Genomic DNA, 13349 nt, shown 5'->3' with positions numbered 1-13349 from the left:
GGGACAGGCATCGACCCGCAGAGGCTCAGCATGATCTACGCACAACCCGGAACTCCAGGTGCCGTCGTGTCCTTCAAACCACGCTACGGCAACTTCATCAATGGCGAGTTCGTGCCGCCGCTGGCTGGCCAATACTTCACCAACAGTTCGCCGGTCAATGGCCAGCCGATTGCCGAATTCCCGCGCTCCACTGCCCAGGACATCGACCGCGCCCTGGACGCCGCGCATGCCGCCGCTCAAGCCTGGGGCAAGACCTCGGTGCAAGACCGCGCCCTGATGCTGCTGAAAATCGCCGACCGCATCGAACAGAACCTGGAAGTGCTGGCCGTCACCGAAAGCTGGGACAACGGCAAGGCCGTGCGCGAAACCTTGAATGCCGACGTGCCGCTGGCGGCGGACCACTTCCGTTACTTCGCCGGTTGCATCCGTGCCCAGGAAGGTGGTGCCGCCGAGATCAACGAAGGCACCGTGGCCTATCACATCCATGAGCCGTTGGGCGTGGTCGGGCAGATCATCCCGTGGAACTTCCCGCTGCTGATGGCCGCCTGGAAGCTTGCCCCGGCGCTGGCCGCCGGCAACTGCGTGGTGCTCAAGCCGGCTGAGCAAACGCCCCTGTCGATCACCATTTTCGCCGAGCTGATCGCCGATTTGTTACCGGCCGGTGTGCTGAACATCGTCCAGGGCTTTGGCCGCGAGGCTGGCGAGGCCCTGGCTACCAGCAAGCGCATTGCCAAGATCGCCTTCACCGGCTCCACCCCGGTGGGTTCGCACATCATGAAGTGCGCGGCCGAGAACATCATCCCGTCCACCGTCGAGCTGGGCGGCAAGTCGCCGAACATCTTCTTCGAAGACATCATGCAGGCCGAGCCCGCGTTCATCGAAAAGGCCGCCGAAGGCCTGGTGCTGGCGTTCTTCAACCAGGGCGAGGTATGCACCTGCCCGTCGCGGGCGCTGATCCAGGAATCGATCTACGAGCCGTTCATGGCCGAGGTGATGAAGAAAATCGCCAAGATCACACGTGGCAACCCGCTGGATACCGAGACCATGGTCGGTGCCCAGGCTTCCGAGCAACAGTACGACAAGATCCTTTCGTACCTGCAGGTTGCCAAGGAGGAGGGCGCGCAGCTGCTGACTGGCGGCAGTGCCGAGCGGCTGCAGGGCGACCTGGCAAGCGGTTACTACATCCAGCCGACCCTGTTGAAGGGCAACAACACGATGCGCGTGTTCCAGGAAGAAATCTTCGGCCCGGTGGTGGGCGTGACCACCTTCAAGGACGAAGCTGAAGCGCTGGCGATCGCCAACGACACCGAATTCGGCTTGGGCGCCGGTCTGTGGACCCGCGACATCAACCGCGCCTACCGCATGGGCCGGGGGATCAAGGCCGGGCGGGTATGGACCAACTGCTATCACCTGTATCCGGCGCATGCAGCGTTTGGTGGCTACAAGAAGTCGGGTGTTGGCCGTGAGACCCACAAGATGATGCTCGACCATTATCAGCAGACCAAGAACCTGCTGGTGAGCTACGACATCAACCCGTTGGGCTTCTTCTAAACCACGCCGCTTGCTTGGCGGGCACGCCCGCTCCCACAGGGACCGCACAACTGCAGGCCTGTGGGAGCGGGCGTGCCCGCGAAGAGGCCCCCTACCAACGCACCCCGTAAGCTCGTTCCAAAGTAGCATTCGGCCCAGCCCGCCCCCGTGCATTAATGCTTCTACCGGAATTCTCCGGCACAAGAAGAGGACTTGCCCGATGTGGAATAAACCCGCTTACACCGACTTGCGCATTGGCTTCGAAGTGACGATGTATTTCGCCAATCGCTGATGCCTGCCCGGCCACCGCATCGGTGGCCGGGCCTTCAGTGCCGATGCCCCTGTGAAGCTGATCGATCGCGAGCACACACTGGCTTTGGGCAAAGGTTTCCGCCTGCACTGGGAGCCGCTGCAGGCTTGCCATGTGCTGCTGTACCCCGGAGGCATCATCGAGCTCAACGCCAGTGCCGGTTGGGTACTGGAGCTGCTGGACGGCCAGCGTAGCGTGGCTGCCATCATAGATCGCCTGGCAAGACGCTTCCCCAGCGCAGCAGGGCTCGAAGAGGACGTGCTGGCGTTCCTGGAGGTGGCCCGCGCCAAGGCCTGGGTCGAATGAACCGTGGCCCCGCTTTGGTCTGGTTGCTTTCGCGGCCGGATGCTTTACGCTGGCGGTTACCTTCCAGAACAATAAGAACAGGCTTTCCGATGAGCCAGAGTTTCAGCCCGCTTCGCAAGTTCGTATCGCCTGAAATCATCTTTGGTGCCGGTTGCCGGCACAATGTCGCCAATTACGCCAAGACCTTCGGTGCACGCAAGGTCCTGGTGGTCAGCGACCCCGGCGTGATCGCCGCCGGCTGGGTGGCGGATGTGGAGGCCAGCCTGCAGGCCCAGGGCATCGACTACTGCCTGTACACCGACGTGTCTCCCAACCCTCGAGTCGAAGAGGTAATGCTCGGCGCCGAGATCTACCGGCAGAACCACTGTGACGTTATCGTCGCCGTTGGCGGCGGTAGCCCGATGGATTGCGGCAAAGCCATCGGCATCGTGGTCGCCCACGGGCGCAGCATCCTCGAGTTCGAAGGCGTGGATATGATCCGCGTGCCCAGCCCGCCACTGATCCTGATCCCGACCACCGCCGGCACCTCGGCGGACGTGTCGCAGTTCGTGATCATTTCCAACCAGCAGGAGCGCATGAAGTTCTCCATCGTCAGCAAGGCGGTGGTGCCGGACGTGTCGCTGATCGACCCGCAAACCACCCTGAGCATGGACCCGTTCCTGTCGGCCTGCACCGGCATCGATGCGCTGGTGCATGCCATCGAGGCCTTCGTCTCCACCGGCCATGGCCCGCTGACCGATCCCCATGCGCTGGAAGCCATGCGCCTGATCAATGGCAACCTGGTGGAGATGATTGCAAACCCCACCGATATTGCCCTGCGCGAGAAGATCATGCTCGGCAGCATGCAGGCGGGGCTGGCGTTCTCCAATGCGATTCTGGGCGCGGTGCATGCCATGTCGCACAGCCTGGGCGGGTTCCTCGACTTGCCCCATGGCTTGTGCAACGCGGTGCTGGTGGAGCACGTGGTGGCGTTCAACTACAGTTCGGCACCCGAGCGTTTCAAAGTGATTGCCGAGGTATTCGGCATCGACTGCCGTGGCCTCAACCATCGGCAAATCTGCGGCCGCCTGGTGGAGCACCTGATTGCCCTGAAGCACGCCATCGGCTTCCATGAAACCCTGGGGCTGCATGGGGTGCGTACTGCCGATATTCCGTTCCTGTCGCAACATGCGATGGATGACCCGTGCATCCTCACCAACCCCCGTGCGTCGAGCCAGCGTGATGTTGAGGTGGTCTATGGCGAGGCCCTCTGACGAGCAGCAACGGGCGCTGGCCGGGCTGCTGGGGCTGGGCGACCACTCGGCGCGCAAAAGCCACTACCCGGAACTTTCCGCCCGTCTGGACGAACTGGAGGCCGAACGCAACCGCTACAAGTGGCTGTTCGAAAACGCCGTGCACGGGATTTTCCAGGCCAGCCTGCAGGACGGCATGCGTGCCGCCAACCCGGCGCTGGCGCGCATGCTCGGTTACGACGACCCGCAAGCGGTATTGTTTTCCCTGACTGACTTGGCCGCACACCTGTTTGACGGCGGCACCGAGGAGTTGCAGGCCATTACCGCTATCCTCGCCCGCGAGCACAGCCTGCATGGCTACGAAACCCGTTTGCGGCGCAAGGACGGCAGCCACCTCGATGTGCTGATGAACCTGCTGCTCAAGCCCGGCCAGGAGGGCATAGTAGAGGGGTTTGTCGCCGACATCACCGAACGCAAACTGGCCCAGCAGCGCCTGCAACAGCTCAATGACGAACTGGAGCAGCGGGTTGCTGCGCGTACCGATGAATTACTGGAGGCGCGTGATGCCGCAGAGGCGGCCAACCGCAGCAAGGACAAATACCTCGCCGCCGCCAGCCATGACCTGCTGCAACCGCTGAACGCTGCGCGCCTGCTGATCTCCACCTTGCGCGAGCGGCCGTTGCCAGAGGCCGAGCATGTGTTGGTGGAGCGCACCCACCAGGCCCTGGAAGGCGCCGAAGACCTGCTGACCGACCTGCTGGACATTTCTCGGCTCGACCAGGCGGCGGTCAAGCCGGACGTAGCCGTGTACCGCTTGGATGAGCTGTTCGCGCCGCTGGTCTCGGAGTTCAGCTCGGTCGCCGATGCTGCAGGCCTGAAGCTGCATGCGCGCATAGCCGACTATGCCATCTGCACTGACCTGCGGTTGCTGACACGTATCCTGCGCAACTTCCTCAGCAACGCGTGCCGGTACACCGACCAGGGGCGGATCCTGCTCGGCGCGAGGCGCCGCGGCGGCCATTTGCGGCTGGAGGTGTGGGATTCCGGGCGGGGCATTGCGCAGGATCGGCTGCAGGCCATTTTTCTCGAATTCAACCAGCTGGACGTTGGCCGCGCGGCGGATCGCAAGGGCGTGGGCCTGGGGTTGGCGATCGTAGAACGGATCGCCAAGATTCTCGGCTATCGGATCGAAGTGCGTTCGTGGCCTGGGCGTGGCTCGATGTTCAGCATCGAAGTGCCGCTTGGTAAAGCGGCGCCCCTGGCCGCTCACCAGGCCGTGCCGCTGCCAAGCGTCGGCAACCCGCTGCCGGGCCGCCGCCTGTTGGTGCTGGACAATGAGGTGAGCATCCTTGAAAGCATGGGCGCGCTGCTAGGGCAGTGGGGCTGTGAAGTGGTAACCGCAACCGACCAGGAAGGCGCCTTGCAGGCCTTGCAAGAGCGCGCTCCAGAGCTGATCCTGGCGGATTTCCACCTGGACCATGGTGTGGTGGGCTGCGAGGTGGTCAGGCACTTGCGTGAGCACTTTGCCGCGCCGATACCGGCGGTGATCATCACCGCCGACCGCAGCGATCAATGCCGGCGGGCCTTGCACAAGCTTGGCGCACCATTGCTGAACAAACCGGTAAAACCGGGGAAGTTGCGCGCGGTGTTGAGCCAGTTGCTGGGGTAATTCGCTAAAGCCCCGGTGTGAGGTTGCAGTTACGGCTATTGATCGTCTGCGAGAACCTTGTAGGTACTGTGCGCCACGCGCAGGAATTTGGCGGCGGCGCCCTTGTTGACGTTGTAGCCGCCTGCGCCGCTGTGAGCGTCACGGGCATAGTTGGCGATGGTGGTGCCGATTGCTGTTCTCATGAAAAACTCGAAACCGATTCGATACTTTTCGACCAGCGCTGGCCCGTTCGGGCACATTACCCGGCGGTGCTCGGACGTGAGCTCTTGAAGCTCGAAAGTATCTCCCAGAGCGCCATTACGGGTTTCCAGGACAATGGATTCGTACAACGTCATGTTCTTTCCTTGGTAAATGGGGCGGCCTGCTCAGTCAGGCCGCCTGAGTCTATCTGCAAACCTTGCAAGTGGCTGGTTTTCAGAACACGCGAACGGCACCGGCAGCTACGGGCAAGAACAGCCAGGCCTCTGTCACCGGCTTGCCTGATGCGGCCTCCACAGCCTTGGCGTAGGCCTGCAACTGCCCCGCGTGCGTTGCCGCCAGCCGCTGCCATTGCGCCTCGGGTGCCGGGTTGGACTTGTGGTCGATCAACACCCAACCCTCTGGGGTGGCCAACAGCAGGTCAATGCGGCCATCCAGTACCTGGCCGGCATCCAGCAGTTGTTGTACCGGGTATTCAGCCTCCGCGTCGGCGTGGGGCCAGCGACTTGCAATCCAGGCATGCAAGGCCGTCACCTGGGCCAGTACCTGGCGGGCATCGACGTGTTCGAGTACGTCCAGGCCCCGCAGCAATCGGTTAACCTCGTCCTGGCTTATCGGGCGCTCCGGGTCGCTGAACGACAGGCCAAGGCTGGCATGAATCGCAGTGCCTACTGCGCTCATGTCCGGGTTGCCTTGCAAGGTGATGCGGCTACCGATACGGCAGGTTTCCTGTGCACCAGCAAGCGCGCTGGCCTGGGTGGCCGAAGGCTGCACCCCAAGTGGCAATCGAGGTGTAACGCTGTCGGGGGACGCAAACCAGTGCAGCTGGTTGGTGGTGGCTGTTGCAATGACTGGCGCACTGCCGGCGCCAAGCGTGCGATGCTCGACGCGCACGGTTGTTCCACTTTTCAGCTGCAATTCATGTGTGCCTGCTTCGGTCGTCAGCCATGGAGCCTGGACGCAATCTAGCCACGGCCCAGTCAACCGCCTGCTGGAACGAGCAATCACCAGAAAATCACGGGCGCGGGTCATGCTCACGTACAGCAGGCGCTTGGCTTCCTCGACAGCCTCATCGCGGCACGCCTTGGCAGCGGGGGTTTTGCCGATGGTGTCCGCCAGCGGCACGTTTTTCTGCTTGCCCAGTGGCCACGGCCAGTAACGGATAAAGCGGTCGCGCAATGGATCATTCGGGTCCAGGGCACTGTCGGATTGCGCCGAAACCGACCACAGCCGCTCGCCAACGTCCCGCGCCAGGTCCATCAGGATGACCACGGGCCACTCCAGGCCCTTACTGGCGTGGTGAGTCATCACCCGGACCGCATCCAGGGCCGGGGTTGCCAGCGCATCATTGCCCGCGCCGGCGGTTTGCCCCAACCAGAGCACCAGCCCGGAAATCGATGCCGCCCCCAGCCCATTGCGACAGAGGTCTTGGTAGCGTTGCGCCAGTTCAAGCAACGCGTCCAGGTTGGCCAGGCGCTTCTGCGCCTGTGCCGGCGTGGTCGACCAGCCCGTTACGCAACGGGCCAAGTCGCATTCGGCGATCAAGCGCTGCAGCGCCTCGACCGGCGTCAGCAATGGCAGGTCGGCACGTAGCCGTGCCAGTTCGGCGACCAGCGGATGTGCTGCATGCGCATCGACTGTTTGTTCTCGCCATTGGCCTTGCGGGTGCCCGGCGTGCAGATAGTGCAAGCGCTCTGCAACCCAGCTTTCTGGTTCTTCGGCGCTGGTCATGGAGACGATCTGGGCGGTGGCCAGGGTATCCGTCGGGTCATTCAACCGGCGCAAGCAGGCCAGCGCCAGTGTCGCTTCTGGCGTTGCCAGCAGCCCGGGCTGGGCGGTGGAGCAGGGCAGGCCTGCGGCGGCCAGGGCCGCCGCTACCTTGGCCACATTGCTGTGGGAGTAGCAAAGCACGGTGATATCGCCAGCCTGCAGGTCACGGGCCTGCTGGGTGGTCTTGTCGAACACCTGGTAGCGGCTTTCGAGCAGTTGCCCTATCCCTTCGGCAAGTGCACAGGTCTGCTGCTCGGCATTGCTGCCATCGAGTATCCAGTTGGCAAAGGCGGGCCCGCCAAGCGGGTCCTGTCGAGTAGGCGTGAGCCGGACCTCGTCGGCGGACAGGCTGTTGCTGAACGCCTGGGTGAACACTTCGTTGGTCAACTCGACAAGCTCAGGGCGCGAGCGCCAGGATTTGGGCAATACCTCTTTGACCCCGCCCATGCCAGGCAAAGCGCCAAGGATGGCTTGCATCAAGGCGCAGTCGCTGCCACGAAAACCGTAGATCGCCTGTTTGATATCGCCTACCCAGTAAACCCGCTTGGCGATGCGGGCAAGCTTCAGGAAAATCGCCAACTGCATAGGGCTGGTGTCCTGGAACTCGTCAACCATGACCAGGTCCAGTTCTTGCTCCAGCACCTCGATGACCGCGGGGTTGTCCAGCAATCTGAGCAACGCATGTTCCTGGTCGGCGAAGTCCAGCACGCCCAGCTCGATCTTGTTACGGCTGTACAGTTGCAAGGCATCGATGGCGAGGTTGAATATCTGGTCCAGGTATTCCCTCAGATCGGCGTGCAGGCGCGGGTGCTCGGCATAGCGCTGTACCCTTTCGGTCACGCCGGCCACCAACGGTGTCAGCTTGGCTTCCGGTGCCGTTTTAGCCAGCTTTGCCCAGTCGCTCCAGCGGGCATTGCCTTGCTGCAGCTCACGCTGGAAGTCCTTGAGCAAGGTGATGTACGTTGCTGTCAGCTTGACTTTGCTGTTGGCGGCTTGCAGCAGTGCAAGCACATCGGGAAGGGTGCGCAGCAGCTCAGCGTCCAGATCGCTGCTGGTCACGCTGGGGAAGTGCGCAAGCAGGTCCTGGGCGTTACGCGCAGCGAAGTCGCGCGCGCGCTCAAGGTCAATGTCATTGCTGCGCAGCTGATCCAGCAGTCGGCGTAGTGCGTCTTGCCAGCTGTCACTCGGAAGGTCGCTCTGCTGCAGGGTAACCTCCAGCCCCAGGCGCCGACTGATGGCAAGGAACGCCTCCATGCGCGTACCGTCAAGGACGCTATCGACGGCCTGGTTGAGCAGCACCTTCGCCTGCTCTTCTTCCAGCACGCGCTGTTGCGGTGGCATGCCGGCTTCAAAGGCGAAGTGCTCGAGCAACTGGCCACACAGGCTGTTTACCGTACCGATGCGTGCCTGGCCCATAGCGCTGGCCAGGCCGACCTGCCCCTTGTCGAGCAGGTGGCTGCGCACGCGCTCGCGCAGCTCGGCAGCGGCTTTGCGGGTGAACGTGGTGGCGATGATGCCCTCTGGCTGCACCTGTTGGCTGGTCAGCTCCTGGTACAAAAGCTCCGTGAGCCGATAGGTCTTGCCGCTGCCAGCGCCAGCGCTGATGAACGTGATGCGCGGGTTGTCGGACATGCTCATTGCTCCCATCCAGCCAAGCTCAGGTAGTCGTTGTAGGCTTCTTTGAGGTATTCCATGGCCAGTGCATGCGCCGGTGGCTGGGAAGCCTCGTCCTCCTCGATGCCTACCAGTGCCAGCTCGAAGTGGCCATCGGCAAGCTGCCCTTGCCGCCATTTCCAGGCTTTGATGAAGGCCTGCCACAGCTCGCGGGTGTTGCCTGGGGGGTTGGCAGGCACCTGTTGCGCGTCGGCGAACACGCGGTCGTCCGGTGTCAGCAAGCGTGCAGGCTCCAGAATGAAATACGCCACGGATGGCACCGAGCCGGTCTGCTGCTGCAGCAGTTCGGCATAGATCGCCAGTTGCAGATGGCGGTTGGCCTGAAGTTGGTCGGGGTACTTCTTGCCACCGGCCCACTTCATGTCGACGACCGCACGCAGTTCGTTTGCGGTGGTCACTACCAGGTCTGCCGAGCCTGCCAGCGCACCGCCCACGAAGGTGCCGGCCAGTGGCTGCTCAGTGGTGACAGCCACGACATTGGCCCGTGCGAAGTGGCTGCGCAGCTGGATCATTGCGCGACGTACGCGGTGGCGCAGTGTTGCCAGATCGGCGCCACGGCCGCGCATCAGCAGGACCGCCCCTTCCTCGAGCACCACCTGCTCGAAGTGCGTGGCGAACCAGGTATCGAACGCGTCAGTGGACATCGTCAGCGCGTCCGGCACGTTGAAAAAGCGCTCGGCCAGGCGGTGTGCGAGCGCGCCATTCAGTCGATAGCTGTCGCTCAAGCTGGGGCTGTTGCTGGCCTGGATCCTGGCACCGTACTGCAGCAGCCAGTGGTAAGGGTTGAACAGCAACAGGTTAAGGCTTGTATACGAAGCCTTCTCTGGCGCAGCCAGTGGGGTGCCGGCAGGCAGCTTCCACCAGCGTTTGCGTAGCGGCAGCGCGTGCAGGGTTTGTGCCTGGCACAACGGCCCTGGCGCGAGCATGAGGTCCTCCAATGCGTGCACGTGCGGCTGGCTGACGACCGTTTCGATCAACTGCCAGAGCGGGTGGGGCTCTTCCTGGGGCGGCGCCAGCACCAGTGTCAACTGCTGCCGTGCTGCCAGGACGGGACGCAGCCAGTCCTGGGCTGCCTGAGCCAGTTGCGCGGTGCTGTCGGGCAAGGCGACACCCAGGTCTGCCCATTGGCGGCTTTCAGCTCTGGACCACGGGGAGCGTGCCGGCAACGCCGGCATGGCCAGGTTCCACCATGTCACAGTGTCGGCCGGTTCGATGGCTGCACCCGGGCGAGTGACGGTCAGGTAGGCGCCGGCCTGTGCCGCCAGCAGCGGGTTGTCCGAACCGTTTGCAGTCGCTTGCTCGACAACCTGCTGCAACTGCCGTGGGCGCAGGAACTCGACACCTTGCTGCTCGAGGGCGGCCAGTGCCTGCAGCGCTGCCTGACATTGGCCATGGCCGGCCTGCGCTGCCTGGCGCTGTGCTGGGTCCTGGTGCCCCAGGCGCAGCTGAAAGAACGCTTGCAAGCGCTGAACGCGCACCTGCACTTCGTTCAGCGGAGCACCCGTGTCAGGGGAAAACGTGGGTGCTTCGAGCCAATGTTCGATAGACGTGCGAACACTTGGCGCGTCAGGGCCGTAGTACGCGCTGATGCGTTCGAGCAGCCTGTCCCATTCGGCCCCGACAATGCCGGGCATGCTGGATATCTTGGCTGCCAGCTGGCGGCGGGCAAACAGCCGAACGGGGTTGATCGGATGGGTCAGGAACTGCAGAAGCACCGGGTAATTCAGCGGTGCCCAGAGCAATTCCATCGTCAGCGGCAAGACTTGCAAGGCCGGCCGCAGAATGCTGCTGCCAGAAAGGCCATGCCGGGCCTGGTTCGCACCTGCCAGGTGGCTGTCCAGGCAGGCGCCGTCGGCAGTGGCCACCAGCAGCGTCTGCCGGCCTTGGGGCAATGTGCGGCTGAGCCAGGTAGCGGCCAGCGTTCGGGTCTGCGCCTGAACCACCCGGACGCTTCCGTCATCCTGCCAGGGCACGGGGGAGACGGGCGCGCCTGCAACACTGTCGCGCAACACCGCCTGCAACTGCCCGAGAAAACCTGGTGCAGCACCCGACGGGTTAGGCAGCTGCGCGTGAGGCAGCCGTTGCAGCACCCGTTGCCAGGCCAGGGGGTACACCTCCCATGCATCGCTGAGGTACACGTTGGTAATGCAGGCGCGGCGAACGGCCAACGCTTCGGCAACCTGTTGCAGTCGTTGCCCGATGGACGGTGGCACGACCTCGCAAGCATCGGCTTCAACTTCGGCAAGGTCGTTGATCCGTTGGCTGGCAACTGCTTTTGCGCGTCCGTCCCAGCCGTGGAGGTACAAGTCGTCGCGCCAGGCCAGCAGCGTGGCTGCCACGCCCAGTTCGTCGGCGCTGAAGCTGGCGTGATAGAAGCGTCGCCCGTTATCGCACTGGGCCAGGCAGGCGCGGTACGCGGCTGCGCGCTGCGCTGCACATGGCCGCACGGCGAGCAGGCCCAGCTGGCCTTCGAGGATGTCCAGCAAACCTTGTGGCCCGACTGTCAGGGCGCCTAGCCGATTGCCGGGCTGTGTAGCCCGCTGACCGTCGAGTTGCATTCCGAACGTGATGAGCATTTCAGGCACTTTGGCGCTCCTTGTATCCAGCGCACCACTTGGGCAGCAGTGACGTTGGCCTGTGGGCAGGTTTGTTCCATTGTGTGAGCGGGGGGCGACAGCTTGTGTCGCAGCCAGCTTGTGCGCTGGCTGGCGGGCAATTGGCGCGATGGTGGCGTTGGCTGGACGTCAGGGCTCCGGGTCAGGAGGTCAGTCGCTGACCACCGGGTAGCAGGCGTCGCCCCAGAGGGTGTCGGGGTTGTCGAGCATAAGCAGGATGATCAAAGGGACCAGCTTGCCCAGCAGTTTGGTGCAGTCGCGCAGCTGTGTGCGATTGACGCTGCCGTTCCAGGTCGCACCGCCGTGCATCAGTTGATTGCGCAAGGTGTAGATGCGGTTGAACAGTACCCCCAGAACCTTGGCCGTATCACGTTCCGCCAGTGCGTGGTGGGCGGCGCGTTTGCCGTTGCGCAGGCGTTCTTCCCACTCGGCTTCGCTGATTTTGCCGTTCTGGAACTCCCAGAAGCTCTGGAACACATAGGGGTTGTCCAGCAATGCACGGATGCTGCCAGAAAACTCCGACCACACCAGTTTCTCGATGACATGCTCACTGTCCAGCACGCAGAGCTTGTGCAGGAAGGCCTTGAATGCCTCTTGTTCGGACAACCGATACTGCTCGTCGATATCCGTGGCGTAGGCGGCGTTGAAGGCGATCCACAGGAAAACGAAACGACCATCGACGTCGTCGGCCTGCTCGGCGCGCTGTAGCCAGCTCAGGGCCCGGTGTATACGAATCGCCAGGTTGGGGTGATGGGCGTCGCGTTCAATGCGCTGACGAGTCTTGAGCGACTGGTAGTCCATTGCGTTTGCTTCCTTGGCTTGGGGCAATGCTGGCTGGGAGGCCGTATTCGCGGGGCAGGGCCCATCAGGTAAGTTATGGCTATAGGCTATCACTCATTGCAGTCATGACTCTACTCGGTTACCGGGCTGTACCGCTTCGGGCACCAGGTGCTCAGGCCAGGCACTGTTCAGGCGCGTACGCGGCGGCGGCGCGGCGCAGCGTATCGCCGATCTGTTGGCGCAATTGTGCTGGCGCATGCACCACCACCGCGTCACCGAGCGACAACAGCCACCAGTGCAACTGCCAGGTATTGTTGACCGTTGCCTGAAGGCGGAAGCCTTGCTCCCACGGTTCGAGCGTCATGTCCGTGCTCAGTGGGGTTTCGCGAATCAGGCGTGCCTGGCGTTCGCTCACCCAAGCTTCCAGGCAGATCTTTTCGGGTTTGCCAAATTGCAGGGCATCCGTGGCGAGGTAGCTGTGCAATTCGAACGACTCCAGCCCCTGGCACGGCGAGTCGAGTACGGTCACCTCTCGGAAGCGGTGCACCGCGAATTGACGGACATCGGTGTAGGGCGCCGCCGTGGCGATGAGGTAAGTGATCAAGCCGCGCTGCACAATCGCCAGCGGGTTGAGTGTCAAGTCGCTTTGCTTGTCATTGTGCGCCGAATAGTACTGGCAGCGGATCTGCTGTTCGCTGATCAAGGCGTGCTGCAGGGCTTCAAGCGTTTCTGCATGAACCTGCGGCGCTTGCATGTTGAAGTCCGGCCGCACGCTGGCCACTTTGTCTGGCCAGCGGGCGGCTGGGTTGCCGTCGCCCAACCCCTTGAGCTTTTGCCGTGCGTGCTCGAAGCGTGGTTCCAGAACACTCAGCATGCTCCCTGGCAACAAGGGGCGAACGGCGTCCTCGACCAGCGCCAGGCTGACGGCTTCGGTCAACGTGATGCCTTGCAGCTCGACACTCACACCTGGCTTCCAGTACCAGCCCGATGGCGTTCCCCCTTCGTTGCGCTGCAACGGAAACACCAGGGAAAGGTCATGCAGATCGCGCTCGATGCTGCGTCTGCTGATGACGTAGCCCGCATCCGTCAGGCGGGCCAGCAGTTCAGTCACCGTGCTGCCGGGGGCGCGTTTTGGCAGCTGGCGCAGCAGCTCCCACTGGCGGCTCAGCGCGGTATGGGTCTTGGCTGAAGGCAAGAGAGTCATCCTTGTGGTGGCAGGGCTGGCTTATGGCCAGCAATGGCGGCTAGTCTGCCTATCGGCGCCA

Annotated in this window: 10 protein-coding genes; 5 read left to right on the top strand and 5 right to left on the bottom strand. The window is 63.2% G+C overall.

The genetic code is table 11. The features are described from left to right. Positions 1-30 precede the first annotated feature (30 nt). The 5 genes from ACNQP3_RS16200 (at position 31) to ACNQP3_RS16180 (ending at position 5047) form a co-directional block, all read left to right on the top strand. On the top strand, positions 31-1551 hold the full coding sequence (locus tag ACNQP3_RS16200; protein ID WP_012272745.1) for an aldehyde dehydrogenase family protein: 1521 nt from the start codon (positions 31-33) through the stop codon (positions 1549-1551). 199 nt (positions 1552-1750) lie between these two features. After that, positions 1751-1822, top strand: coding sequence for a pyrroloquinoline quinone precursor peptide PqqA (gene pqqA / locus ACNQP3_RS16195; protein WP_071984777.1), 72 nt, complete (start codon positions 1751-1753; stop codon positions 1820-1822). Positions 1823-1873: 51 nt separating this feature from the next. Beyond that, a complete protein-coding gene (gene pqqD / locus ACNQP3_RS16190; protein ID WP_012272744.1) occupies positions 1874-2146 on the top strand; it encodes a pyrroloquinoline quinone biosynthesis peptide chaperone PqqD in 273 nt (90 codons plus the stop codon). Between the two features lie 89 nt (positions 2147-2235). Then, positions 2236-3399 (top strand): alcohol dehydrogenase-like regulatory protein ErcA, encoded by a 1164-nt coding sequence (gene ercA, locus ACNQP3_RS16185; RefSeq protein ID WP_012272743.1) that lies wholly within the window; start codon positions 2236-2238, stop codon positions 3397-3399. Next, positions 3383-5047 carry a NahK/ErcS family hybrid sensor histidine kinase/response regulator gene (locus ACNQP3_RS16180; RefSeq protein WP_264316215.1) on the top strand — a complete coding sequence of 555 codons (1665 nt, stop codon included), beginning with the start codon at positions 3383-3385 and terminating at the stop codon, positions 5045-5047. Before ercA ends, ACNQP3_RS16180 begins: the two co-directional genes overlap by 17 nt. Positions 5048-5082: 35 nt before the next feature. Here ACNQP3_RS16180 and ACNQP3_RS16175 read toward each other — a convergent pair whose 3' ends face one another. From ACNQP3_RS16175 to ACNQP3_RS16155, 5 genes are all read right to left on the bottom strand, one after another. Then, on the bottom strand, positions 5083-5382 hold the full coding sequence (locus tag ACNQP3_RS16175; protein WP_264316214.1) for a hypothetical protein: 300 nt from the start codon (positions 5380-5382) through the stop codon (positions 5083-5085). Positions 5383-5461: 79 nt separating this feature from the next. Next, on the bottom strand, positions 5462-8653 hold the full coding sequence (locus ACNQP3_RS16170; protein WP_264316213.1) for a UvrD-helicase domain-containing protein: 3192 nt from the start codon (positions 8651-8653) through the stop codon (positions 5462-5464). Beyond that, positions 8650-11265, bottom strand: coding sequence for a PD-(D/E)XK nuclease family protein (locus tag ACNQP3_RS16165; RefSeq protein ID WP_264317303.1), 2616 nt, complete (start codon positions 11263-11265; stop codon positions 8650-8652). The genes ACNQP3_RS16170 and ACNQP3_RS16165 overlap by 4 nt, the downstream gene beginning before the upstream one ends. A 189-nt stretch (positions 11266-11454) precedes the next feature. Continuing rightward, positions 11455-12105 (bottom strand): HEPN domain-containing protein, encoded by a 651-nt coding sequence (locus ACNQP3_RS16160; RefSeq protein WP_012272738.1) that lies wholly within the window; start codon positions 12103-12105, stop codon positions 11455-11457. 151 nt (positions 12106-12256) lie between these two features. Beyond that, entirely contained in the window at positions 12257-13288 is a 1032-nt protein-coding gene (locus ACNQP3_RS16155) for a helix-turn-helix transcriptional regulator (RefSeq protein ID WP_179027817.1), read from the bottom strand. Between the last annotated feature and the right edge of the window lie 61 nt (positions 13289-13349).

The organism is Pseudomonas sp. LFS074 (genome assembly GCF_047978165.1).
Classification (GTDB): Bacteria; Pseudomonadota; Gammaproteobacteria; order Pseudomonadales; family Pseudomonadaceae; genus Aquipseudomonas; species Aquipseudomonas putida_P.
The sequence above is the reverse complement of the archived record's forward strand: the minus strand, read 5'-3'. Positions and strand labels throughout refer to the sequence as shown.